This window comes from Paraburkholderia sp. A1RI_3L, from assembly GCF_048957895.1.
Classification (GTDB): Bacteria; Pseudomonadota; Gammaproteobacteria; order Burkholderiales; family Burkholderiaceae; genus Paraburkholderia; species Paraburkholderia kururiensis.
The window spans coordinates 67,494-93,171 of record NZ_JARCHA010000005.1 but is presented as its reverse complement, the minus strand read 5'-3'; the positions used below and the strand labels follow the sequence as shown (position 1 = coordinate 93,171).

17 protein-coding genes are annotated in these 25,678 nt (G+C 64.8%); 5 read left to right on the top strand and 12 right to left on the bottom strand.

The annotated features are described in order from the left end of the window. Positions 1 to 183 precede the first annotated feature (183 nt). Positions 184 to 669 (top strand): DUF2147 domain-containing protein, encoded by a 486-nt coding sequence (locus PXJ20_RS15735; protein WP_421029438.1) that lies wholly within the window; start codon positions 184 to 186, stop codon positions 667 to 669. A gap of 101 nt (positions 670 to 770) precedes the next feature. On the opposite strand, the gene zapE is transcribed toward PXJ20_RS15735, so the two are convergent. The 5 genes from zapE to typA all read right to left on the bottom strand — a co-directional run bounded on the left by zapE (position 771) and on the right by typA (position 10,026). Further along, positions 771 to 1,868 carry a cell division protein ZapE gene (gene zapE, locus PXJ20_RS15730; protein WP_017776557.1) on the bottom strand — a complete coding sequence of 366 codons (1,098 nt, stop codon included), beginning with the start codon at positions 1,866 to 1,868 and terminating at the stop codon, positions 771 to 773. Positions 1,869 to 1,999: 131 nt separating this feature from the next. Further along, the gene (lpdA, locus tag PXJ20_RS15725) at positions 2,000 to 3,430 is read right to left on the bottom strand and encodes a dihydrolipoyl dehydrogenase (RefSeq protein WP_199539875.1); all 1,431 of its coding nucleotides are present in this window, start codon (positions 3,428 to 3,430) and stop codon (positions 2,000 to 2,002) included. Between the two features lie 124 nt (positions 3,431 to 3,554). Next, complete coding sequence (gene odhB / locus PXJ20_RS15720) at positions 3,555 to 4,838, bottom strand: 2-oxoglutarate dehydrogenase complex dihydrolipoyllysine-residue succinyltransferase (RefSeq protein WP_421029439.1); 1,284 nt, start codon at positions 4,836 to 4,838, stop codon at positions 3,555 to 3,557. A gap of 117 nt (positions 4,839 to 4,955) precedes the next feature. Beyond that, on the bottom strand, positions 4,956 to 7,811 hold the full coding sequence (locus PXJ20_RS15715; protein WP_017776554.1) for a 2-oxoglutarate dehydrogenase E1 component: 2,856 nt from the start codon (positions 7,809 to 7,811) through the stop codon (positions 4,956 to 4,958). A gap of 388 nt (positions 7,812 to 8,199) precedes the next feature. Continuing rightward, the gene (gene typA / locus PXJ20_RS15710) at positions 8,200 to 10,026 is read right to left on the bottom strand and encodes a translational GTPase TypA (RefSeq protein ID WP_017776553.1); all 1,827 of its coding nucleotides are present in this window, start codon (positions 10,024 to 10,026) and stop codon (positions 8,200 to 8,202) included. A 408-nt stretch (positions 10,027 to 10,434) separates the two neighbouring features. Between typA and PXJ20_RS15705 the strand changes: the two genes are divergently transcribed. The 4 genes from PXJ20_RS15705 to PXJ20_RS15690 all read left to right on the top strand — a co-directional run bounded on the left by PXJ20_RS15705 (position 10,435) and on the right by PXJ20_RS15690 (position 15,623). Next, complete coding sequence (locus PXJ20_RS15705; protein WP_017776552.1) at positions 10,435 to 10,947, top strand: MarR family winged helix-turn-helix transcriptional regulator; 513 nt, start codon at positions 10,435 to 10,437, stop codon at positions 10,945 to 10,947. Positions 10,948 to 11,045: 98 nt separating this feature from the next. Next, on the top strand, positions 11,046 to 12,695 hold the full coding sequence (locus tag PXJ20_RS15700) for an efflux transporter outer membrane subunit (RefSeq protein WP_421029440.1): 1,650 nt from the start codon (positions 11,046 to 11,048) through the stop codon (positions 12,693 to 12,695). Positions 12,696 to 12,752: 57 nt separating this feature from the next. Further along, positions 12,753 to 13,988 carry an EmrA/EmrK family multidrug efflux transporter periplasmic adaptor subunit gene (locus PXJ20_RS15695; RefSeq protein WP_017776550.1) on the top strand — a complete coding sequence of 412 codons (1,236 nt, stop codon included), beginning with the start codon at positions 12,753 to 12,755 and terminating at the stop codon, positions 13,986 to 13,988. A gap of 75 nt (positions 13,989 to 14,063) precedes the next feature. Next, positions 14,064 to 15,623 carry a DHA2 family efflux MFS transporter permease subunit gene (locus PXJ20_RS15690; RefSeq protein ID WP_199539871.1) on the top strand — a complete coding sequence of 520 codons (1,560 nt, stop codon included), beginning with the start codon at positions 14,064 to 14,066 and terminating at the stop codon, positions 15,621 to 15,623. A gap of 104 nt (positions 15,624 to 15,727) precedes the next feature. Here the strand turns inward: PXJ20_RS15690 and truB are convergent, their stop codons facing one another. The 7 genes from truB to scpB all read right to left on the bottom strand — a co-directional run bounded on the left by truB (position 15,728) and on the right by scpB (position 25,493). Continuing rightward, complete coding sequence (gene truB / locus PXJ20_RS15685) at positions 15,728 to 16,681, bottom strand: tRNA pseudouridine(55) synthase TruB (protein ID WP_421029441.1); 954 nt, start codon at positions 16,679 to 16,681, stop codon at positions 15,728 to 15,730. Between the two features lie 11 nt (positions 16,682 to 16,692). Continuing rightward, positions 16,693 to 17,061: a 30S ribosome-binding factor RbfA gene (gene rbfA / locus PXJ20_RS15680; protein ID WP_042299160.1), complete on the bottom strand. Its 369-nt coding sequence runs from the start codon at positions 17,059 to 17,061 to the stop codon at positions 16,693 to 16,695. A 130-nt stretch (positions 17,062 to 17,191) separates the two neighbouring features. Continuing rightward, positions 17,192 to 20,086 carry a translation initiation factor IF-2 gene (gene infB / locus PXJ20_RS15675; protein WP_421029442.1) on the bottom strand — a complete coding sequence of 965 codons (2,895 nt, stop codon included), beginning with the start codon at positions 20,084 to 20,086 and terminating at the stop codon, positions 17,192 to 17,194. 123 nt (positions 20,087 to 20,209) lie between these two features. Further along, positions 20,210 to 21,685 (bottom strand): transcription termination factor NusA, encoded by a 1,476-nt coding sequence (nusA, locus tag PXJ20_RS15670; protein WP_017776545.1) that lies wholly within the window; start codon positions 21,683 to 21,685, stop codon positions 20,210 to 20,212. Then, a complete protein-coding gene (rimP, locus tag PXJ20_RS15665) occupies positions 21,685 to 22,140 on the bottom strand; it encodes a ribosome maturation factor RimP (RefSeq protein WP_026121806.1) in 456 nt (151 codons plus the stop codon). The genes nusA and rimP overlap by 1 nt, the downstream gene beginning before the upstream one ends. A gap of 326 nt (positions 22,141 to 22,466) precedes the next feature. Beyond that, the gene (gene rluB, locus PXJ20_RS15660; RefSeq protein ID WP_421029443.1) at positions 22,467 to 24,260 is read right to left on the bottom strand and encodes a 23S rRNA pseudouridine(2605) synthase RluB; all 1,794 of its coding nucleotides are present in this window, start codon (positions 24,258 to 24,260) and stop codon (positions 22,467 to 22,469) included. A 63-nt stretch (positions 24,261 to 24,323) separates the two neighbouring features. Further along, on the bottom strand, positions 24,324 to 25,493 hold the full coding sequence (gene scpB, locus PXJ20_RS15655; RefSeq protein ID WP_421029444.1) for an SMC-Scp complex subunit ScpB: 1,170 nt from the start codon (positions 25,491 to 25,493) through the stop codon (positions 24,324 to 24,326). Between the last annotated feature and the right edge of the window lie 185 nt (positions 25,494 to 25,678).

The following is a 25,678-nucleotide window of genomic DNA, read 5'->3' as shown; positions in this document are numbered from 1 at the left end:
CGGCGCGCTTTCACGTATCCTGCCCTTTCGGTTTGCGATCGAACGATCGATAACCGGTCGCTGGAAACAGGCAAGGCGTCGCCTGTCGATGCATACGACGCCGCGCGAAACCCGCCGCCCGAAGCACCCTCAAACACCTCTCATGGCGGGCATTCGCGACGACTCTTACTCAGGAGGAAGACAATGATCCGCATGACCCAACGTGCGCGCTCCGTCGCGCTCAACACCATCCGGCAGGCCGCGCTTGCAGGTGTCCTGCTCACCGGCGCCATCACCGCCATGGCGCAGACCGACACCCCCGTCGGCGTCTGGCAAACCATCGACGATCACACGGGCCAGCCCAAGGCGCTCGTGCAGATTACGCAGGACGGCGACGGCACGCTGTCGGGCAAGGTGATCAAGGGCCTCAATCCCGCCGATTCGCCCGACCGCCGCTGCACCGAATGCACTGACTCGCGCAAGAACCAGCTGATTCTCGGTATGACGATCCTCAACGACCTGAAGAAGGACGGTGACAAGTGGGACGGCGGCCACATCCTGGACCCCGAGAACGGCAAGATCTACAAGTGCAAGATGCACCTCGAGGACGGTGGGCAGAAACTGGTAGTGCGCGGCTATATCGGCGTGTCGCTACTCGGGCGCTCGCAGACGTGGGTCCGGCAGCAATAAGCTGGAAGGGATCGCGTCACGCAAGGTTGCGGGTGCAAGGCCCGCAACCTTCTTCGCGTAATGCCTGACTGCGCTCAGCGTGAACTCGCAAGTTCACGCGTTCAGGTGAGCGACGTATCGACAAGCCGGCGCGGCGTGTCGAGATATTCCTTCGATTGCATCTCCACGATACGCGACACGGTGCGCGTAAATTCGTTGGCCATCGGGCCTTCGATGTAGAGCTCCTCGGCCCTCACGGCGGCCGACATCAAGAGCTTCACCTTGTGGTCGTAGAACACGTCGATGAGCCACGTGAAGCGGCGTGCTTCGGAGGCCATGCGCGGCGTCATCTGCGGCACGTCGGAAAGAATCACAGCATGAAAGCGGCTCGCCAGTTCGAGGTAGTCGTTCTGCGAGCGCGGGCCGCCGCATAGCGTCGCGAAGTCGAACCATACGACGCCGTCCGCGCGGCGCAGCGCCTTGAGCTCGCGCTTTTCGATGTGCAGGATCGGGCTTTCGTCAGGCACCGCAGCGAGTTCGCCGTAAGCGTGGCGCAACGCGCGGTCTGCCGCCGCACCGAGCGGTGTGTGGTAGACCTGCACCTGCGCGAGCGTGCGCTGCCGGTAGTCCACGCCCGCATCCACGTTGATCACGTCGAGCTTCGCCTTGATGAGCTCGATGGCGGGCAGCATGCGGTCGCGATGCAATCCGTCGGGGTACAGCGTATCGGGCGCGTAGTTGGAGGTCATCACGAACTGCACGCCGTTCGTGAAGAGCCGGTCGAGCAGACGGTACAGGATCATCGCGTCCGCGATGTCGGAGACGTGAAATTCGTCGAAGCAGATGAGCCGGTAGCGCCGCGCGATACGACGCGCGAGTTCATCGAGCGGATCGGCCTGGCCCTTCAGTTCTTCGAGTTCGCGGTGCACTTCGCGCATGAACTCGTGAAAATGCAGACGCGTCTTGCGCTGCACGGGCACCACGGCATAGAAGCTGTCCATGAGAAAGCTCTTGCCCCGCCCTACGCCGCCCCACATGTACACGCCGCGCGGCAGATCGGGATGGATGATGAGCTTCTTGAAAGCGTTCGAGCGGCGCGCCTTGTAGGCGACCCACTCTTCATAGCACCGCTGCAGACGGTCCACGGCGGCACGCTGGGCGGCGTCCGACTGGTAACCGCGCGTCCGCAGTTCGTTTTCGTAGTACTCGGTGACGTTCATCGTGCAACGGTAAGAAAGAAGGCGGGAGGGATTCGCACCCTGCCCGCCTTCGTAGCCTGCTTTATGAGACCGGCTTCATGCAGCCGACTTCAAGCGGCCGGCTTGAAGCCGGTTTGAAGCAGCCGGCGTCATTACATGTTCAGTGCGCGCTTGTCGACGGCGAGCGCCGCTTCGCGCATCACTTCGGAGAGCGACGGGTGCGGATGGCAGATGCGACCGATGTCTTCGGACGCCGCCTTGAACTCCATCGCGACCACGGCTTCGGCGATCAGGTCCGACGCGTTGGCCGAAATGATGTGCACGCCGAGCAGCTCGTCGGTCTTCGCGTCGGCGATCATCTTGACGAAACCGTCCGCCTTGTTGATGCCGAGCGCGCGGCCGTTGGCGAGGAACGGGAACTGGCCCGTCTTGATCTCGCGGCCTTCGGCCTTCAGCTGCTGCTCCGTCTTGCCGACCCACGCGATCTCCGGCTCGGTGTAGATCACCCACGGAATGCAGTTGTAGTCGATGTGCGGCTTCTGGCCGTCGATCACTTCGGCCACCAGCACGCCTTCGTCTTCGGCCTTGTGCGCGAGCATCGGGCCGCGCACCACGTCGCCAATCGCGTACACGTTCGGCACGGACGTCGCGCAGTGCGCATCCACGTCGATGAAGCCGCGCTCGTTCGTCTTGAGGCCGATGGCTTCGAGACCGAGGTTGTCCGTGTTCGGCACGCGGCCGATCGAGACGATCAGGCGGTCGGCTTCGAGCGTCTGCGCGTTGCCGTCCTTGTCCGCGTAGGCGATGGTGACGCCCTTGGCCGTCGCCTTCACTTCGCCGATCTTCACACTGAGATGAATGTCGAGACCCTGCTTCTTGAACTGCTTGGCCGCTTCCTTGGCGAGCGCCTGGTCGGCAGCCGCGAGGAATTCGGGCAGCGCTTCGAGCACGGTCACTTCTGCGCCCAGACGCCGCCACACCGAACCCAGCTCGAGGCCGATCACGCCCGCGCCGATCACGGCGAGCTTCTTCGGCACGGCCTCGAACGAGAGCGCGCCTTCGTTGTCGGCCACGATCTTGTTGTCCACCGGCACGTTCGGCAGGTGGCGCGCCTTCGAACCCGTGGCGATGATCACGTTCTTCGCCGTGACCACTTCGGTTTCGCCTTCGCCGCTCACTTCGATCTGCACGCCAGCGTCGGTGCGGCCCGTGAACTTGCCGTGGCCCTTGAGCCACGTGATCTTGTTCTTGCGGAACAGGAACTCGATGCCCTTCGTCATCTTTTCGACGATGCCTTCCTTGCGGGCCATCATCTTCGTGACGTCGATCTTGACGTCCGACACGCTGATGCCGTGGTCGACAAGGTGATGCTGGGCGTTCTCGAATTCTTCCGACGACGCAAGCAGCGCCTTCGACGGAATGCAGCCCACGTTCAGGCACGTACCGCCGAGCTTCAACGCGCCGGCGGGGTTCTTCCACTTCTCGATGCACGCAACCGTCTTGCCGAGCTGGGCGGCGCGAATCGCGGCGATATAGCCGCCGGGACCGGCACCGATCACGACGACGTCAAATTCCTTGGACATAAGAATCCTTTCGATATGAAGCGCCTTGCGCGGGGCGCGCCCATCACGTCCGTTCGGTGCGTCATGGACGCGCCCGCGGCGCCTTGCGGCGCACCGGGCGCTTCGATGCAGTCAATGCAGGCGATTACAGGTCGAGCAGCAGGCGAGCCGGATCTTCCAGCGCATCCTTCATGGCGACGAGCGAGAGCACCGCTTCGCGGCCGTCGATGATCCGGTGGTCGTACGAGAGCGCCAGATAGTTCATCGGACGGATCACGATCTGGCCGTTCTCCACCACCGCGCGTTCCTTGGTGGCGTGCACGCCCAGAATGGCGGACTGCGGCGGGTTGATGATCGGAGTGGAGAGCATCGAGCCGAACACACCGCCGTTCGAGATCGAGAACGTACCGCCCGTCATTTCCTCGATGGAAAGCTTGCCGTCCTTCGCCTTCTGGCCAAACTCGGCAATCTTCTTCTCGATGTCGGCAAGACTCATCTGGTCGGCGTTGCGCAGGATAGGCACCACGAGACCGCGCGGCGAGCCCACGGCGATACCGATGTCGAAGTAGCCGTGATAGACGATGTCGTTACCGTCGATCGACGCGTTCACGAGCGGGAACTTCTTGAGCGCGTGCACAGCCGCCTTCACGAAGAACGACATGAAGCCGAGCTTCACGCCGTGTTCCTTCTCGAACTTGTCCTTGTACTTGTTGCGCAGGTCCATGACCGGCGCCATGTTGACCTCGTTGAACGTGGTCAGGATGGCGTTGGTTTGCTGCGACTCGAGCAGACGCTCCGCAATACGCGCGCGCAGGCGCGACATCGGCACGCGCTGCTCCGGACGGTTGTTGAGCCACGTTTCGGCCGATGCCGGCGACTTGACGTCGGGCAGCGAGGGCTTCGCCTGACGCGCTGCGGGCGCAGCGGGTGCGGCAGCCGGTGCCGCCTTGGCGGCCGGCGCGCCCGCGCCAAGCACGTCGCCCTTCGTGATGCGGCCGTCGCGGCCGGTACCGGCCACGTCGCCTGCGGCGAGGCTCTTCTCGGCCATCAACTTCGCCGCAGCGGGCGAGGCAACAGCGCTCGACGATGCCGTGGCAGCCGCCGCGGGTTGCGCGGCGGCCGGAGCGGCAGCCGTAGCGGCCGGTGCCGGCTTCACTTCGGCTTCCACCGCTGCGGCGCCTGCCTTGCCTTCGGTATCGATCTTCGCGATGACTTCGTCGGCCACCACGATGTCGCCGTCGTTCTTGACGATCTGCGCGAGCACGCCGGCAGCGGGCGCCGGCACTTCGAGCACGACCTTGTCGGTTTCGAGCTCGATGAGGATTTCGTCCTGGGCAACGGCTTCGCCCGGCTTCTTCTTCCACTGCAGCATGGTGGCTTCCGAAACCGACTCGGAAAGCTGGGGAACCTTGACTTCAACAATAGCCATGTGATTTTCCTGAATACGTGTATGTCGTGTACGGCGGACCGGGCGGGCAATGCGCGGGATGAAGCGCGCAACGAAGCGCGGGAAAGCGCCTGCACGCTTTCCCGGTCCGCTCAATCTTTATTTCGCGATGGACGCGCTCTTGAGCCGGCCGAAGGCGCCTTCGATGAGCGCCTTCTGCTGCTCGTAGTGCTTCGCGTAGTAGCCCACAGCCGGCGAAGCCGAAGCCGGACGGCCGCTGTACGCGAGCTTCATGCCGTCCCTCATGCCTTCCTTGAGGTGGTGCTCGATGTAGAACCACGGGCCCTGATTCTGCGGCTCGTCCTGCACCCACACCACTTCCGTCGCGTTGTCGTACTTCTTGATTTCCGCTTCGAACTGCTTGTGCGCGAACGGATAGAGCTGCTCGATACGGACGATCGCGACGTCACCCGCCTTCGCTTCGCGGCGATGCGCGACGAGGTCGTAGTACACGCGGCCCGAGCAGACCACGACGCGCTTGACCTTCTTCGCGTCGATGGAGGCATCGGTTTCGCCGATCACGGGCTGGAACGTGCCCTTCGCGAGTTCGGACAGGTCCGACACGGCTTCCTTGTGGCGCAGCAGCGACTTCGGCGTGAAGACGATGAGCGGCTTGCGGAAGAGGCGGATCATCTGGCGGCGCAGCAGGTGGAAGATCTGCGCCGGCGTGGTGGGCTGCACGACCTGCATGTTGTGCTCGGCGCACAGCTGCAGATAGCGCTCGATACGCGCCGACGAGTGCTCCGGACCCTGGCCTTCATAGCCGTGCGGCAGCAGCATCGTGAGACCCGACACGCGGCCCCACTTCACTTCGCCCGACGAGATGAACTGGTCGATCACGACCTGCGCGCCGTTGGCGAAGTCGCCGAACTGGCCTTCCCATGCCACGAGCGTGTTCGGCTCGGCAGTCGAATAGCCGTACTCGAAGCCGAGCACCGCTTCTTCGGAAAGCACCGAGTCGATCACCGTGAACTTCGCCTGGCCCTCGGCGATGTTCTGCAGCGGGATGTACGTGCCGTCGTTCCAGCGTTCGCGGTTCTGGTCATGCAGCACGGCATGGCGGTGCGTGAACGTGCCGCGGCCCGAGTCCTGGCCCGTGAGGCGCACGGCGTAGCCGGAAGCGACGAGCGACGCGTATGCGAGGTGTTCGCCCATGCCCCAGTCGAGCGCTGCTTCGCCGCGGCCCATGGCGCGACGGTCGTTGATCACGCGCTCGACGAGCGGGTGAACCTTGAAGTTCTCCGGAATCGTCGTGATGCGTTCGCCGAGGCGCTTCAGTTCGGCGAGCGGCACAGCCGTGTCGGCCGCGTCGGTCCACTTGCGGTTCAGGAACGGCACCCAGTCCACCGCGTACTTGCTCTTGTAGTTCGAGAGCACGGGGTCGACCGTGTGGTGGCCGTCGTCCATGGCCTTGCGGTAGGCCTTCACGTAGGCGTCCGCGTCGTCGGCGCCAATCACGCCCTGCTGCACGAGCTTCTCGGCGTACAGCGCACGGGTGCCCGGGTGCTGCGCGATCTTCTTGTACATCAGCGGCTGCGTGACAGCCGGCGTGTCCTGCTCGTTGTGACCCAGCTTGCGGAAGCACACGATGTCGATCACGACATCCTTGTGGAACTGCATGCGGTAGTCGATGGCGATCTGCGTGGCGAGCACGACCGCTTCCGGGTCGTCGCCGTTCACGTGGAGCACCGGCGCCTCGATCATCTTCACCACGTCGGTGCAATACAGCGTGGAGCGCGCATCGCGCGGGTCCGACGTCGTGAAGCCGATCTGGTTGTTGATGACGATGTGCAGCGTGCCGTGCGTGCCGTAGCCGCGCGTTTGCGCGAGGTTCAGCGTTTCCATCACGACGCCCTGGCCCGCGAAAGCCGCGTCGCCGTGGATCTGCACCGGCAGCACCTGGAGGCCGGCGTCGTCGCCGCGGCGGTCCATGCGGGCCTTGGCCGAGCCTTCCACCACCGGGTTGACGATTTCGAGGTGCGACGGGTTGAATGCGAGCGACAGGTGGACCGGGCCGCCTTCGGTGGCGACGTCCGACGAGAAGCCCTTGTGGTACTTGACGTCGCCTGCCGGCAGGTCGTCGACGTGCTTGCCTTCGAATTCGGCGAAGAGGTCAGCCGGCATCTTGCCGAGCGTGTTCACGAGCACGTTCAGACGGCCGCGGTGGGCCATGCCGATCACGATTTCCTGCACGCCCTTGGCGCCCCCGTGGCGCACCACTTCGTCCATCGAGGCGATGAAGCTCTCGCCGCCTTCCAGCGAGAAGCGCTTCTGGCCGACGTACTTGGTGTGCAGATAGCGCTCGAGGCCTTCGCCGGCCGTCAGGCGCTGCAGGATGTGCTTCTTCTTGTCGGCGGTGAAATTCGGCGTAGCGCGGATCGATTCGAGGCGCTCCTGCCACCAGCGCTTCTGTTCCGGGTCGCTGATGTACATGAACTCGGCGCCGATCGTGCCGCAGTACGTGTCGCGCAGACCCTTGACGATCTCGCGCAGCGACGCCTGCTCGAAGCCGAAGTAGAGGTTGCTTGCGCTGTAGGTCTGATCGAGATCCGCTTCGGTGAAGTCGTAGAACGCGGGTTCGAGCTCGGGAATGGAGGGACGCTCGCGACGCTTCAGGGGATCGAGATTGGCCCATTGCGAGCCGAGGAAGCGATAGGCGCTGATGAGGGTCTGAACGTGGACCTGCTTGCGGGCCGTGGCGAGGTTTTCGCCGCCTTCGCGCGGGATGAAGGCATTGGCCTTCGCGCGCTGCGCAAACGACTCGACGATGGGACCGTGGGCGACGTCGCTTGCCGATGTGCCATCCGATGCGGGAACGTTCTGTAGCGCATCGAAGTATTCACGCCAGTTCTCGGGCACTGACGCCGGATTATCGAGATATGCTTCGTACAATTCTTCGACGTACGGAGCATTGCCGCCGAACAGATACGAGTTCAGCTGGAATTGCTTCATCATTTTTACGCTCACCTTTCTTCGAGTTTCTCGAGAAATAGCGGGTTACTCAACCTTCCGCGACACGGCCTGACCGTTTAGCGGATTGCGCGAATCAAGTCTTGCTTGGAAGGACCTAAAACTGGCATCCGCGGAGCATAGCACAGATCGGATGCGTCCAATAGCCGCGAGATACGCCGCAAACGCCTGTCGCGTCAGCACTTTTCGGTATTCGCAACATTGCTTTGCAGCGCGTGGTGCAATGCAAAGCAATGTTCCTCAACGTCCCATCGACATCTCGTCGACGTCCAATTAACGGCATCGGCCGGCGCTTTCTGAACCATGAAAAAAAGCCGCCCGAAGGCGGCTTTTCCGTTTGTTGCCAGCGAACTGCTGAAAGCGACGCGGCGCTTCAGTCGACCGCGGCTTCGCGGCTCGCGCGGCGGCGCTCGTGCTCCTTCAGGTGGCGCTTGCGCAGGCGGATGGACTGCGGCGTCACTTCCACGAGTTCATCGTCGTCGATGAATTCGACCGCGTACTCGAGCGACATCTGGATGGGCGGCACGAGGCGCACCGCTTCGTCCGTGCCCGAGGCGCGCACGTTCGTGAGCTGCTTGCCCTTGATCGGGTTCACGACGAGATCGTTGTCGCGGCTATGGATGCCGATGATCATGCCCTCGTAGAGCGCGTCGCCAGGCTTCACGAACATGCGGCCGCGGTCCTGGAGCTTCCACAGCGCATAGGCGACGGCCGCGCCGTCGTCCTGCGAGATCAGCACGCCGTTGCGGCGCTCGCCGAGCGAGCCTTCCTTCACGGGGGCGTACTCGTCGAACACGTGGCTCATCAGGCCCGTGCCGCGCGTGAGCGTCATGAATTCGCTCTGGAAGCCGATCAGGCCCCGCGCCGGAATGCGGTACTCCAGACGCGTGCGGCCGCGGCCGTCCGACGCCATGTCGAGCATTTCACCCTTGCGGCGGCCCAGCTCTTCCATCACGCCGCCCTGATGCGAATCTTCCACGTCCACCGTGAGGAGCTCGTACGGCTCGTGCTTCACGCCGTCCACTTCGTGCAGCACCACGCGCGGGCGCGAAACGGCCAGCTCGTAGCCTTCGCGGCGCATGTTTTCGATCAGGATCGTGAGGTGCAGCTCGCCGCGGCCGGAGACTTCGAACACAGTTTCGTCGCCGGTGTCCTTCACGCGCAGCGCCACGTTGTGGTTCAGCTCCTTCATCAGGCGGTCGCGAATCTGGCGGCTCGTCACGAACTTGCCTTCCTTGCCCGCGAGCGGCGAGGAATTGACGAGGAAGTTCATGGTGAGCGTGGGCTCGTCCACGGTGATCATGGGCAGCGCTTCGGGCGTATCGAGCGCGCAGATCGTGGCGCCGATGCCGATGTCTTCAATACCGTTGATGAGCACGATGTCGCCGGCTTCGGCCGACTCCACCTGCACGCGCTCGAGGCCGCTGAACGACAGCACCTGGTTGATCTTGCGCGTGAGTACCTCGCCTTCCGGGCCGAAGCGCAGCGCGACCTGCTGGCCCGGCTTGATGCGACCGCGGCTGATACGGCCCACGCCGATACGGCCCACGTAGGTCGAGTAGTCGAGCGACGTGATCTGGAGTTGCAGCGGCGCATCCGGATCGGCCGGGCGCACCGGCACGTGTTCGAGAATGGCGTCGAAGAGCGGCCGCATGTCGCCTTCGCGCACGCTCGGATCGAGCCCGGCATAGCCGTTCAGGCCCGATGCGTAGACCACCGGGAAGTCGAGCTGCTCTTCGGTGGCGCCGAGCTTGTCGAAGAGTTCGAAAGTCTGGTTGATCACCCAGTCGATGCGCGCGCCCGGCCGGTCGATCTTGTTCACCACGACGATGGGCTTGAGGCCCAGCGCGAGTGCCTTCTTCGTGACGAAGCGCGTCTGCGGCATCGGGCCTTCCACGGCGTCCACGAGCAGCAGCACCGAATCCACCATCGACAGCACGCGCTCCACTTCGCCGCCGAAGTCCGCGTGGCCCGGCGTGTCGACGATGTTGATGTGCGTGCCTTCGTATTCGACGGCGCAGTTCTTGGCGAGAATCGTGATGCCGCGCTCCCGCTCGATGTCATTGGAGTCCATCACGCGTTCGGCGATCTGCTGGTTTTCGCGGAACGTGCCGGACTGGCGGAGCAGCTGGTCGACGAGCGTGGTCTTGCCGTGGTCGACGTGGGCGATGATGGCGATATTGCGAAGGGCGCGGGACATAGAAACCTGGGAACAGTTGGAGTGCGCCAGACGATTCCTTGCGGCAATGCCGACTACCGACGCCTGCTGTCGCAAAAAGCCGGGACCGGGAAGGCCGCGGGGCGACGGGCGAGGCAAAACCGGCTCGGCGAATCCGAACCGGCACAGAGCGCACTCTTGGGAACCCAAAATTCTAGCACGTTCACGTGAACAAATTGATAAGGGTCATAAGGAGAACGCCTCGAACGATGCGCAAGCCGCAATTCCACGGGCAATTCAACGGCTACGGACGGACGACACGGCAAGCCCGCAGGGAGTAATCCGCTAGCAATCCATCGATTCCCTGCCTAAGCTGAGAAAACACTTGCCGCGTCAATTAACCGCCCCTATAATGCCTGCCTGGTCAACCATTGCAGTCGCACGAGAATCATGGCCGATCCCACTCCAGCTTCACAGCCGCCGCAGGCCGCCGCCGCTTCATCGGACCTGCTCAACTACCAGTTCGGCGAGAGCGTCGGCTATCTGCTCGCCCGGGTGAAATCGAGCATGTCGAACCTGGTCAATCAGCGCACCATGGCGGAGCTGGGTATCACGAGCCAGCAGGCGAGCGTGCTCTTCATGGTGGCAAGCGGCAAGTGCGTGCTGGCGGCTGAACTCGCACGCGAGTACGGCATCGACGCGAGCGCGGTCACGCGGCTCGTGGACCGGCTGGAGAAGCGCGGCCTGCTCGAGCGGGTGCGCAGTTCCGAAGACCGGCGTGCCGTGCGGCTCGCGCTCACGCCGGAAGGCCTCGCGCTCGCGCGACGCATGCCGGCCATCTTCTCGGGTGTGATCGACCGGCTTACCGCCGGCCTCTCGCCGGAGGAAATCGGTTTTCTGAAGAGCATGTTGCGGCGCATTCTCGGCAATGCCTGCAGTTGCAACGCCGCCGACAATGCGTGACCTGGCAAGCAGTTGAAGAAGAACAGCTGATCAAATTAGCTGCACCGTCCAGCATTACGGACACACACACCGACACCTTTCAGGCAACGAGACGCGCAATGAAACCCTCATCCCTGTCTGCGCCCACGCCGTCGTACCGGCGCATCGCCCTTGCCGTGGCGGCCGCGGCGACGGCGCTCGCCTTCTCCGGCTGCGCGAACTACTTCGGCATCAAGAGCGACAAGGCGATCGCCGATTCCACGCAGTACGAGTCCTCGCAAAGCATCCCGGCTCAGGGCGGGCAATGGCCCACGCTCGACTGGGCGAGGCAGTTCGGCGACCCGCAACTGTCTGCGCTGATCGACGAAGCGCTGGCGGGCAACCCCACCATCGCGCAGGCGCAGGCGCGGCTCGCGAAGGCGCAGTCGTACATCGAAAGCTCGAAGTCGAATCTCTACCCCAAGGTGGAGGGCAGCTATTCGTGGACGCGCGAGCTGCTTTCCGGCAACGGGCTCTACCCGCCTCCGTACGGCGGCAACTGGTATAGCGAGAACAACGCGCTCGCCAGCGCCTCGTGGGAACTCGACGTCTGGGGCAAGAACCGCCAGCGGCTCGGACAGGCCGTCTCGCAGGAAAAGGCGGCTGAAGCCGACATGCAGCAGGCGCGCATCACGCTCGCCTCCTCCGTCGCGCGCACCTACAACCAGCTTGCCCAGCTCTACGCGTTGCGCGACATCGCGGCACGCGAGATTGACAACCGCAAGACCATCGGCACAATCACGAACCAGCGCGTGACGGCCGGGCTCGACACCAACGTGGAGCGCGAGACGGCGAACGGCAATATCGCGACGAGTCGGGCCAACCTGAGCGACCTCGACGGCCAGATCCAGGCCGTGCGCTACCAGTTGGGCGCCCTGCTCGGCAAGGGGCCGGACCGCGGCCTGCAGATCGCGCAGCCCACGCTGAATCCGCTCGCCAACATCACGTTGCCCGACAACCTGCCCGCCGATCTGATCGCGCGCCGGCCCGACATCGTCGCCGCGCGCTGGCAAGTGGAAGCCGCCACGCACGACGTGAAGGAAGCGAAGGCCGAGTTCTTCCCGGACATCAACCTCGCCGCGGGCTTCGGCTTCGATGCGTTCGGCTGGGGCCGCTTTCTGCACGCTTCGAGCCGCCAGATCCAGGCGGGCCCGGCGATCCATCTGCCGATCTTCGACGCGGGCGCCCTGCGTGCCCAGCTGAAAGGCCGCTACGCCGACTTCGATCTGGACGTCGCCAACTACGATCAGACGCTCATCAACGCGCTCAACGACGTCGCCACGCAGGTCGCGTCGATCCGTTCGGCCGACCAGCAGCTCGTCGACGCGCAGCACGCGCTGGATGCCTCGACGAAGGCGTGGCAGCTTGCGGTCGTGCGCTACCGCGCCGGGTTGTCGCCGCAGTTGCAGGTGCTGAGCGCCGACCAGAACCGCCTCGCCGCGGAGCAGACGGTGACGAACCTCAACATGCGCCGCCGCGACATGCAGATGGCGCTCATTACGGCGCTGGGCGGCGGCTTCGATGCGAAGGACGCCGGGCTCGTACCGCCCGTCGCGGTGAACACGAACGGCGCACCGTGGAGCCCCGAGCCCGCACCGCCCGCGCCACCCGTCACACCCGCGGCTGGCCAGCAAGGCGCGACGGCAACGCCGGCAACATTGGCAGCAAGCCCCGCAGCAACATCAGCAGCGAAGGTCACCGCGAGCACAACCGCGACCGCCTCGAATTAAAGAACAGCCACAAAGAACAATCGAACGAACAGCACGAAAGCACTGGAGAGCCCTGTCATGAGCACCCCGCAACAACCGGCGGCCAACCCGCAGCCCGCCAATGCCAACGGCAAACGCAAGCGCCTGATGGCGCTGCTCGTCGTCGTGATTCTGATCGCGGCAGTTGCCTACGGTCTTTACTACTTCCTCGACGCGCGCTTTCACGAAAGCACCGACGACGCCTACGTGAACGGCAACGTCGTGCAGATCACGCCGCAGGTGACCGGTACCGTAGTCGCGGTGAAGGCCGACGACACGCAGACCGTGAAGGCCGGCGACCCGCTCGTCGTGCTCGACCCCGCCGATGCGCGCGTCGCGCTGGAACAGGCCGAAGCCAATCTTGCGCAGACCGTGCGCCAGGTGCGCGGCCTCTTCGCCGACGACAGCCAGTACGAAGCCCAGGTGGCGCAGCGCGAATCGGACCTGAAGCGCGCCCAGGACGACCTGCACCGCCGCATGCAGGTGGCGCAGACGGGCGCTGTCTCGCAGGAAGAAATCTCGCACGCACGCGATGCCGTCGCGAGCGCCCAGGCCGCGCTGAACGCAGCCGAGCAGCAGCTCGCCGCGAACCGCGCGCTCACTGCGAACACCACGATCTCGACGCATCCGAACGTGATGTCCGCAGCCGCGAAGGTCCGCGACGCGTATCTCGCCAATGCGCGCAACGTACTGCCCGCGCCGGTGGACGGCTACGTCGCGAAGCGCTCGGTGCAGGTGGGCCAGCGCGTGTCGCCGGGCACGCCGCTGATGTCCGTGGTGCCGCTCAACGCAGTGTGGGTCGATGCGAACTTCAAGGAAGTGCAGCTGAACCACATGCGCATCGGCCAGCCCGTGGAAATGACGGCTGACGTCTACGGTTCGTCGGTGGTGTATCACGGCAAGGTGGTGGGTTTCTCGGCCGGCACCGGCTCGGCCTTCTCGCTGCTGCCGGCGCAGAACGCCACGGGCAACTGGATCAAGGTGGTTCAGCGCCTGCCGGTGCGCGTGGAAATCGATCCGGCCGACCTCGCGAAGCATCCGCTGCGTATCGGTCTCTCGATGCAGGTCGACGTGACGGTCAAGGACGAGAGCGGCGGCCAGCTCGGCAACGCGCAGAACACGGTCTACCAGACCAACGTGTTCGATCACTACGGTGCGGATGCCGATGCCGAGATCGCACGGATCATCGCCGAAAACGCAGGCTCGAACGCGAACAGCAAGACGGCCAGCACGGCGCAAAAGGCGATGGCCTCGCGCACCGCGAAGCTGATGTAAGGGCAAGCCGCCCGCACGGCAACTTCCTACCCGCATACATCGGAAAGGGGCGCGCAAGCGCCCCTTCATGCTCTCATGTCCCAGCCACAAGCTGCTCACCCGCCGCTTTCCGGCGCGCAACTCGTGATCGGTACGATCGCGGTCTCGCTCGCGGTGTTCATGAACGTGCTCGACACGTCGATCGCGAACGTCTCGATTCCGTCTATTTCCGGCGACCTCGGCGTCTCCTCCGACCAGGGCACGTGGGTCATCACCTCCTTCGCCGTGGCGAACGCCATTTCGGTGCCGCTCACGGGCTGGCTCACGGACCGCATCGGCCAGGTACGCCTTTTCATGGCGTCGATCGTACTGTTCGTGATCTCGTCGTGGATGTGCGGCCTCGCGCCCACGCTGCCGTTCCTGCTCGCTTCGCGCGTGATCCAGGGCGCCGTGGCCGGTCCGATGATCCCGCTCTCGCAAACGCTCCTGCTCGCCAGCTACCCGCGCGCGAAAGCACCGATGGCGCTCTCGATGTGGGCCATGACGACGCTGATCGCGCCCGTGGCTGGTCCGATTCTCGGCGGCTGGATCTCCGACAACATCTCGTGGCCGTGGATCTTCTACGTGAATATTCCCGTGGGCACGGTGGCGGCGCTCGCGACGTGGGCGATCTTCCGCAACCGCGATTCGATCGTGAAGAAAGCGCCCATCGACATGGTGGGTCTTGCGCTCCTCGTCACGTGGGTGGGTTCGCTGCAAGTCATGCTGGACAAGGGCAAGGACCTCGACTGGTTTTCGTCGGCGACCATCGTCGTGCTTGCGCTCGTCGCCGTGATCGCGTTCGCGTTCTTCGTGGTGTGGGAACTGACCGCCGATCACCCCGTGGTGGACCTCTCGCTCTTCAGCCTGCGCAATTTCACGGGCGGCACGGTGGCGCTCTCGGTGGGCTACGGGCTCTACTTCGGCAACCTCGTGCTGCTGCCGCTGTGGCTGCAAACGGACATCGGCTACACCGCGACGGACGCCGGCCTCGTGATGGCGCCCGTGGGGCTATTCGCGATCCTGCTCTCGCCGGTGACCGGCAAGATCCTGCCGCGCACGGACCCGCGTTACATCGCGACCGCGTCGTTCCTGATCTTCGCGTTGATCTTCTGGATGCGCTCGCTCTACACGACCGGTGTGGACACGTGGTCGCTCACGCTGCCGACGCTGATCCAGGGCATCGGCATGGCCGGCTTCTTCATTCCGCTCGTCTCGATCACGTTGTCGGGGCTGCCGGGCCACCGCATTCCGGCGGCGTCGGGTCTCTCCAACTTCGTGCGGATCATGTGCGGCGGCATCGGCACATCGATCTTCCAGACGGCGTGGGACCATCGCACAATCCTTCACCACGCCCAGCTCACCGAGCAGGCCAACGCGTTCAATCCCGTCTTCGACCAGTCGATGCGGCAAATGCAGGGCGCGGGCTTCACCGAACCGCAGGCGCACGGCCTCTTCAATAACATGGTGACGCAGCAGGCGGCGCAGCTCGGCGTCAACGATCTGTTTTATGTGTCGGCGGGCATTTTCGTGGCGCTGATCGCGCTGATCTGGATCACGCGGCCCGAACGCGCGGGCGGCGGCGATGCGGGTGCGGCGGCTTCAGCAGCGCATTGAGCGCCGCGGCGCAGGCAAACAAAAAAGGCGTTGCTGCCCTTTGGTAGGTGGGCAGCAACGCCTTTTGTTTTGCTCCTGCTCTGCGCGCCTCGCTTTGTCGATTCCTATGACGCCGCCGCCACGACGAGGCGCTCCGGCGCCAGCACGCCGTCGCGCGCCTTCGCGACACCCAACAGCCGGCCGTCGTCGCCATATACGCGCACGCGCGGGGTCTCGGGAGCTTCGGTAAGCGCAGCGTCGATCGTCAGTTCGTCCAGGCGCAAACGCTGGCCATGCAGAAAGCGCTTCGTTGCCACGGCATCGAGATGTACCGCCGGGAACGTGCTGAGCAGCGCGTCCACGGGCTGCAGCCAGGCGTCGCGCGTCGCTTCGGGTGCATCGGAGAGCGCGTCCAGGGTGATCGCATGCTCGAGCGTCAACGCGCCGACACCCGTGCGGCGCAGCGCGACCAGATGTGCCCCGCAACCCAGCGCTTCGCCGATATCCTCGGCCAGCGTGCGCACGTAGGTGCCCTTGCTGCATGTCACGCGAAACGTGACGTCGGGCAGCGCGCAGGCGATCAGGTCGAGCGCATGAATCGTCACGCGCCGGCCTTCGCGCTCCACGACCTGCCCTGCCCGCGCGTATTCGTAGAGTGGCTTGCCGTCGCGCTTGAGCGCCGAATACATGGGCGGCACCTGGACGATCTCGCCACGAAAGCCGTCGAGCGCGTGCCGCACGGCGGCCTCGTCGCAAGGGACTTCGCGCGTGGCAATCACCTCGCCTTCGGCATCGCCCGTCGCCGTGCGAATGCCGAGGCGCATCGTGGCCTCATAGGTCTTGTCCGCATCGAGCAGGTCTTGCGAAAACTTGGTGGCCTCGCCGAAACACAGCGGCAGCAGGCCCGATGCGAGCGGATCCAGCGTGCCCGTGTGCCCCGCCTTCTTCGCGAGGAAAAGACGTTTGGCGCGAATCAGCGCGTCGTTGCTGGACAGACCCACGGGCTTGTCGAGCAGCAACACGCCATCGAGCGCGCGGCGCGGCAGCTTCGGCCGCGGAGTTCCGGAAGATGCAGTCATGCGTGCGCGGCTCAGTCGTCCTTCGCGCGCGTGGCATTCGCCTCGTCGATGAGACGCGACATTTCGACGGCCTGCTCGATCGTCTTGTCGTAGAAGAAGTGCAGCGTCGGCACGGTGTGGATGTGCAGGCGCTTGAAGAGCAGGTTGTGCAGGTGGCCCGCCGCGTGGTTGAGCGCCTGCCGCGTTTGCTCGGGGTCGCCCGTGAGCGTCGTGAAATAGACCTTCGCGTGCGCGTAGTCGGGCGTGAGCTCCACGCTCTGGATCGTGACGAGACCGATGCGCGGGTCCTTGACCTCGCGACTCACGAGTTCGGAAAGGTCGCGCTGAATCTGGTCAGCAATCTGCACGTTGCGATTGGGGGAAGTGCGTTTCTTCGCCATGGTGAATCCGTAAGCCGTTCATCGGCTGAGGGGCCGGCGCGCCATGCCGCTGAGGCACGGCGCGCGGCGCCCAAAAACAAAGGGCGGAGCCGGCTTGCGCCCGCCCCGCCCGGATGCGTAGCGCCGGGTATTACAGCGTACGCGCCACTTCTGTGATCTCGAAGACTTCGAACTGGTCGCCTTCGACGATGTCGTTGAAGTTCTTGATCGACATACCGCACTCGAAGCCCTGCTTCACTTCCTTGACGTCGTCCTTGAAGCGCTTGAGCGAATCGAGCTCGCCGGTGTGGATGACCACGTTGTTGCGCAGCACGCGCACCGACGACGTACGCTTGACCACGCCGTCCGTGACCATACAGCCCGCCACCGTGCCGACCTTCGGCACCTTGAAGACCTGACGGACTTCGACCATGCCGGTAACGATCTCGCGCTTCTCCGGTGCCAACATGCCGGACATCGCCGCCTTCACCTCATCCACAGCGTCGTAGATGATGTTGTAGTAGCGGATATCCACGCCGTTGGTTTCGGCCAGCTTGCGCGCCTGAGCATCCGCGCGCGTGTTGAAGCCGATGATGACCGCCTTCGAAGCCGTGGCCAGGTTGACGTCGCTTTCGGTGATGCCACCCACTGCGCCGTGCACGATCTGCACGCGCACCTCGTCGGTGGAGAGCTTGAGCAGCGCGTGCACCAGCGCTTCCTGCGAGCCCTGGACGTCCGCCTTGACGATGAGCGGCAGGTTCTGGACTTCGCCTTCGCCCATCTGCTCCAGCATGCTTTCGAGCTTCGCGGCCTGCTGCTTCGCCAGCTTCACGTCGCGGAACTTGCCTTGACGGAACAGCGCGATTTCGCGGGCCTTGCGCTCGTCCGGCAGCACGATGACTTCCTCGCCCGCAGCCGGCACTTCCGAAAGACCCTGAATTTCGACCGGAATCGACGGGCCGGCTTCCTTCGCCGGTTTGCCGGTTTCGTCGAGCATCGCGCGCACGCGGCCGTAGGCGCTGCCTGCGAGCACAACGTCGCCGCGGCTCAACGTGCCCGACTGCACGAGCACCGTTGCAACCGGACCCTTGCCCTTGTCGAGCTTCGCTTCGATCACGAGGCCCTTGGCCGGCGCATCGACCGGTGCCGTGAGTTCCAGCACTTCGGCCTGCAGCAACACGTTTTCGAGCAGGTCGTCGATGCCGGCACCCGTCTTCGCGGACACTGGCACGAACGGCGAATCGCCACCGTATTCTTCCGGCACGACGCCTTCGGCGACGAGCTCCTGCTTCACACGCTCGGGATTCGCGTCCGGCTTGTCGATCTTGTTGATCGCCACAACGAGCGGCACGCCCGCTGCCTTCGCGTGCGCGATGGCTTCCTTCGTCTGCGGCATCACACCGTCGTCGGCCGCCACCACGAGAATCACGATGTCCGTCGCCTTCGCGCCGCGGGCACGCATGGCCGTGAAGGCCTCGTGACCCGGCGTGTCGAGGAACGTGATCACGCCGCGCGGCGTTTCGACGTGGTAAGCGCCGATGTGCTGCGTAATGCCGCCCGCTTCGCCCGCCGCCACCTTCGCGCGGCGGATGTAATCGAGCAGCGAGGTCTTGCCGTGGTCCACGTGGCCCATCACCGTGACGACCGGCGGACGCGGCAGCATTTCCGCGTCGGAGGCCTCGCCTTCCACGAGCAACGCTTCCGGGTCGTCGAGCTTGGCCGCAACCGCACGGTGGCCCAGTTCTTCGACGACGATCATCGCCGTTTCCTGGTCGAGCATCTGGTTGATCGTGACCATCTGGCCGAGCTTCATCATGACCTTGATGACCTCGGATGCTTTCACCGACATCTTGTGAGCCAGGTCGGCCACCGTGATGGTTTCCGGCACGTGCACTTCGCGCACGATCGGCTCGGTGGGCGCCTGGAACGCTGAACCCGCATCCTGATGCTTGCCCCGGCCCTTCGGGCCGCCGCGCCAGCCGCGATCCACACCGCCGCTCGTGTCGCCGCGCGTCTTGATGCCGCGACGCTTGGCGGCGTCGTCCTGCCAGCCACCCTTGCCGCCGGGCTTCTTGGCGCGATCGCCTGCCGGCGCCGCCGGCGAAGCGGGCGTTGCGGCCGGTGCCGGCGCGCCGGCCTTCTTGACTGTCGGGCGAGCGACTTCGCCGGCCGGACGCGCGGGCTTGTGCAGCGTACCCTTCGCCTCGGCGGCCTTCGGTGCCTCGACCGGCTTCGCTGGTTCGGGCGCCTTCACCTGGGCCTTGCGCGGCGTGTTCATCATTTCGCGGATGGCGCGTGCTTCGGCTTCCGCAGCAGCGCGGCGGCGAGCGATCTCTTCCTGCTCGGCGCGTGCCTTTTCGGATGCTTCGCGGGCGGCGTCTTCGGCTTTCTTCGCCGCTTCACGCTGAGCCGCGCGCTCGGCTGCTGCGCGTGCTTCGTCCTGCTCGGTTGTGGCCGTACGTTCGGCCTCGACCGTCTGGGCAGCCAGCTCGCGTGCCGCGGCTTCGGCCGCCGCGCGCTTCTTCGCCGCGTCCTCTTCGGCACGGCGGCGCTCGGCTTCAGCCGCTTCTTCGCGTGCGCGGCGCTCCGCTTCTTCGCGTTCGAGCCGTTCCTGGCGTTCCCTCAGCTCCTGCGCCTGCTTCTCGAGCAGTTCCGCCTCACGGCGTGCCTGCTCCTCGCGGCGCTGAAGCTCGAGCTCGTCGTCGGCGGTCGCATGATTCGATGCCTCGGCCTGTTCGGCCGACTCGTCGCGGCGAACGAACGTGCGCTTCTTGCGCACTTCGACCTGAATGGTGCGAGCCTTACCCGTCGCGTCGGACTGCTTGATCTCCGACGTATGCCGGCGCGTCAGCGTGATCTTGCGCTTGTCGCCGTCGGTGGAACCGTGGGACTTGCGCAAGTGGTCGAGCAGACGCGCTTTGTCCGTCTCGGACAGGGCATCGTCTTCGCTCGCTTTCTGGACGCCTGCCGCCTGCAACTGCTCGAGCAGCACGCCAGCAGGCATTTTCAGTTCCGCGGCAAATTGGGCTACGTTGTTACTCGCCATTCATTCCTCTTGATGCAAGGATCCATTCCTTGCGGTTGACATCGGATCGTGCGGCCCTTCGACATCCGGCCGCGTCAGGTTCAGTGCTTCATGGTCGGGTCCCGTTCAGGTCCTGGTCATCTTTCACTGGAACCAGTGTTCACGTGCTTTCATGATCAACGCCTTGGCGGCGTCCTCTTCCATTCCTGTCATCTCGACCAGTTCGTCGACTGCCAGCTCCGCGAGATCGTCGCGCGTATGGATCTGTTGCTCGGCAAGCTTCGCGAGAAGGTCCGCGTCCATGCCGTCAAGGCTCTTCAGGTCGAGCACGGCGCTCTCCACCTTCTCCTCGTTGGCGATCGCCATCGTGAGCAGCGCGTCGCGTGCGCGGTTGCGCAACTCGTGCACCGTGTCCTCGTCGAACGCCTCGATTTCGAGCATCTCGTTGAGCGGCACGTAGGCGATCTCTTCGAGGCTCGTAAAGCCTTCGTCGATCAGGATGTCGGCGACTTCCTCGTCCACATCGAGCCGCGCCATGAACAGATCGCGCAGGACCGTACGTTCCTGGTTCTGCTTCTGCGCAGATTCGTCCGGCGTCATGATGTTGATCTGCCAGCCGGTGAGCTCGCTGGCAAGCCGCACGTTCTGGCCGCTGCGGCCAATCGCGACAGCCAGTTCGCTTTCGTCGACGACGACGTCCATCGAATGCTTTTCCTCGTCGACGACGATCGACTGGACAGCAGCCGGCGCGAGCGCGCCGATAACGAACTGGGCGGGATCTTCCGACCATAGCACGATGTCGACGTTTTCGCCACCGAGCTCATTGCGCACGGCCTGCACGCGCGAGCCGCGAATGCCGACGCAGGTGCCGATCGGATCGATACGCTTGTCGTACGCCACCACGCCGATTTTCGCGCGAACGCCCGGATCGCGTGCGGCAGCCTTGATTTCCAGCAGGCCCTGTTCGATTTCCGGCACTTCCATCTCGAAGAGCTTCACGAGGAATTCGGGCGCGGTGCGCGAAAGCTCGATCTGCGGACCACGCGCCGTGCGGTCGACCTTCGCAATCCACGCGCGCACGCGGTCGCCCACGCGCAGGTTCTCCTTCGGAATCAGCTGATCGCGGCGCAGCAGCGCTTCCACACGACCCGATTCGACGATGAAGTTGCCCTTGTCGAGACGCTTGACGGATCCCGTCATGATGCTTTCGCCGCGCTCGAGGAAGTCGTTCAGAATCTGCTCGCGCTCCGCGTCGCGCACCTTCTGCAAGATCACCTGCTTGGCGGCCTGCGCGCCGATGCGGCCGAACTCGATGGACGGCACCGGTTCCTCGATGTAGTCGTCCACCTGCGCATCGGGCTTCTGCTCGCGCGCTTCGAACAGCAGGATTTCCTGATCCGGCTCCTGGAGGCCCGCCTCGTCCGGCACGACACGCCAGCGGCGATACGTTTCGTGCTCGCCGCTTTCCCGGTCGATATGGACGCGGATGTCCGCGTTTTCGTCGAAGAGTTTCTTCGATGCCGATGCAAGCGCCGCTTCAAGGGCGGCAAAGACCACGTCCTTGTCGACATTCTTCTCGCGTGCCAGCGCATCCACCAGCATCAACACTTCGCGACTCATTATTTGCGGCTCCTAAAGTCAACTTTGGGCACAAGGCGCGCGCGATCGATGTCCGCGAGCGTGAAATCGAGCATTGCAGCGCCTTGTTTCCCTTCGAATTCCAGACCGATCGTTTCGCCCTCGGGAGCATGCAGGATGCCCCGGTACGATTTCCGTCCGTCCAATGGCTTTTTCAGCGTGATCACCACTTCGCTTCCCGCGAAGCGTTCGAAGTCCGCCAGCTTCTTGAGCGGGCGATCGAGGCCCGGCGACGACACCTCGAGCCGTTCGTAGTCGATGTTCTCGACCGTCAGGACGTGCTGCAACTGACGCGTGACCTTTTCGCAATCTTCGATCGCAATGCCCTGGGGCTGGTCGATATACACGGTCAACATGCCGCGCCCGGTGCGTTCGAGATCGACCAGTTCGTAGCCGAGGCCCGAGACCGTGGTTTCTATCAGTTCCGTCAGTTGCACAATGCCCACTCCAGATGTTCGCGCGACAAGCCTGCGAACATCTCGCGCGGGCTGCGCACCAGGTGGGCGTGCCCGTTCCGTTCCCGCCCGACCCGAGATGCGCAACCGTTTCGACCAAAAAAAAATGGGCTGAACGCCCATCTTCTTCTAACCGGTGGTCGCATCTGAGCCGCACATTGTGAAACCGCGCGCCCAGCGACTTCGCAATTGTAGCCTTTTTCCGATATGAACGCAAACCGGCAAGGCTTCCCGATGCTTTGTCATATGGGGCGGTGCGCCTTGATTCTCAAGGCTTTTCACCTCGGGTTTCGCGCCGCCCTCGGGCTTCAGTGACCGCGGGAGCGGTTGCGCTGCGGCCCGCGCTGGCCACCGCGCTGCCCGCCCGTACCGTTGTTGTTGCCCGAACGGCGGTTGCCATTGCCGTTGGCATTGGCGTTCGGATTGGGATTGGCCTTGCCCGAGCCACGCTTGGCAGGAGCCGGCGCCCGGTTGCCGTCGACGTCGCGTCCGCCGCGGCCACCCTGACCGCCCACGCCGCCCCGGCCACCCGTGTGGCCGCCCGCCTGGCCACCGCGGCCGCCATAACCCGAGCCGGCGTTATTGCCGAAGCCGCCCATACCGCCACCCATCCCGCCCGCGCCGCCTCGACGGCCTTGACGCGGCTGGTTGAAGTTGCCGTGCGCGGTCAATACGGGCTCCTTGTGGATGAAGCCCATCGATGTCTCCATCGGGTCCGGCTGGCGGCGCTCCGGTGCACCGTTGCGACCGCCCTTCTCCTCGACAGGCGCCTTGAGGCCGACCGACGACATCAAGCTGCGCACCTGGTTGTCCTCGAGTTCTTCCCAGCGGCCGCGCTTCAGGCCGCGCGGCAACGAGATCGGACCGTGCCGCGTGCGGATGAGGCGGCTCACCATCAGGCCGACCGCCTCGAACATGCGCCGCACCTCGCGGTTACGGCCTTCGGCAAGCGCAACGTGATACCAGTGATTCGTGCCTTCGCCGCCGCCGTCGCGAATGCGCAGGAAGTTCGCGGGACCGTCGTCGAGTTCGACGCCGCGCAGCAGCTTCTGGCGCGAGCCTTCGGTCAGCTCTCCCACTACCCGCACCGCGTACTCGCGCTCCACGCTATAGCGCGGATGCATGAACCGGTTGGCGAGGTCGCCGGACGTCGTCAGCATCAGCAGGCCTTCGGTGTTGAAGTCGAGGCGGCCCACTGCGAGCCATTTGGCCGTCTTCATGGGCGGCAGCTTGTCGAACACGGACGGACGCCCCTCGGGATCGGCATGACTCACGATCTCGCCCGTGGGCTTGTGATAGAGCAGCACGCGCGGCGGCTTGCTCTGCAGCTTGCGCTTGACGGGCTTGCCGTTGATGCGAACCTGATCGGTGGGCAGGATGCGCTGACCGATGTGTGCGGGCTCGCCGTTCACAGACACGCGACCGGCAACGATCAGCTCTTCCATCTCGCGGCGCGAGCCCATGCCGGCCTCGGCGAGAACCTTATGGAGCTTGGGTGCGTCGTCGTCCGGCGAAAGCACGCGCTTGGGCGCCTGAGGACGGCCGCGGCGCAACATCGGCGCGCGCACGCCCGAGCCCGGAGCGCTGTTGTCGGCGTCGAAGGCCGGGGAGGTCACGTAAAGGAACAGGTCGTCCTGGGCTGCACCCTCCGTGCTCGCGCCTGCCTGGCCCTGCCGGCCTTGCGGGGCGTCACCCTGGCTGCGGCCCTCACCTCCTTGACCTTTCTGGCGCTTGCCGCCCGCCGCATTGCGACGCCCGCCTTCGGGCTTCAGCCCCTTCTCCTTGCGCGGGGTGCGTACCTGCGCGACCACCACGCCGTCGGGCGGCGCTTCCGTAACGGCGGGCGCAGGCGCGGCCTGCTCGGTCGAGCCTTCGGCGTTCTTTGTCTTCGAACCCGCGCGGCGGCGAGCAATCAGACTGCGCGGACCGCGGCGCAGTCCCCGGCGGGGACGATCCTCTGCCTGCCCGCCCTGGCCTTGAGCGCCCGGCTGCGCGCCGTCGGCAGCGCCGGTCGTCACGTTCGGCTCACCGGCCTGCGCCGGTTGTGCGGCATGCCCGGACTCGGACGCCCCGGTCGAATCGGTGTCATGGGTATGTGTCAAAACAACCTCGAAATGTCAGGTCGCGCGCGCCCCTTGCGGGCGCGGCACAGGTGTTTGTTCAGGTCAGGCGTTACGGGACGCGGCTTCGGGGCTGGCCGGCATGTCCCGGTCCTGCTCCGCGTCGCGGCCGCCTTCCGGCGCTTCGTCGGCGTTCTGCTCCGGACGGTGTCCGGACACAGTCGCCTCGCCGTCTTCGCCGTTGGCCTCGCGCATGGCGGGTTCGCCCTGCGCAGCGTCAACGTTCTCGCCGTCCGCCAGCCCGTTGCCGGCCAGAGGCGGTTCATCTCCGGCAGACGCACTGCCGGAGATCGATTCTTGTGTTTCGGTACTGCCGCCGTTCCCGGCCTGCGGCGCTTGCAACGGCGTGCTAGCCGCATCTAAGGACGGAATCTCGTCGGCTTGCGCCAGTTGGCTCGCGCCCCCAGCCACGACGCTTTCGTCTCTTGCGCTGCTTTCGTATCCGGACCCACTCGCCGCCGGCGCTTCGTCTTCGTTTCCGGACACTGTCCGACTTCCGTCGTCCGCTTGATGCTCCGCGACCGCGTTGTCGAAGCCGTTGTGGCCTGCGGACAGAACCTGCGGCTCCTCGTTCGTCTCGTGCGCGGTCTCAACGCCGCTATCGTTCTGCGCTTCGTGCTCGCCGCCAGACTGAGCCGCCGCTTCCGCCTCATCGGCAAAGTCGATCGCACTCTGGCCGAGCATCTCGACATTGAGCTGCGCGGACGGGTCGTCGAGCGGCGGCAATTCGTCGAGCGACTTCAATCCGAGGTCGTCGAGAAATTGGCGCGTCGTGGCGTACAACGCCGGACGGCCCGGCACGTCGCGATGCCCGATCACCTCGATCCAGCCACGGTCTTCGAGTTGCTTCACGACCTGCGTATTGACCGTGACGCCGCGAATTTCCTCGATATCGCCCCGCGTGACCGGCTGCCGGTAAGCAATGATCGCGAGCGTTTCCAGCACGGCACGCGAGTATTTGGGCGGCTTCTCCGGATGCAGCCGATCGAGATACGTGCGCATCGCCGGCTTGCTCTGAAAGCGCCAGCCCGAAGCGAGCCCGACCAGTTCGACGCCGCGTCCCGACCAGTCACTCCTGAGATCTTCGAGCAATGTGCGTACCGCGTCGGCAGAAACGCCGTCGGCAAACAGCTTGCGCAAATCACCGAGCTTGAGCGGCTCCTGCGCGCAAATCAAAGCAGTCTCGAGGACGATCTTCGCCTCTTGGGTATTCATGCAGCCAGGTCAGACCTTATGTCAGGTTCAGGAAACCGGATCAGACAGACGAAATGGAACTGGAGACGCGCTCGCCCGATTTCTGATCGGTCATATTGATGGGAGCACGCGCCGGGGGGCCATGAAGCGGGCATTGTAGCCAGACCCAGCCGGACGGAGCAGCGAAATTCCTTAGGCAGGAATCG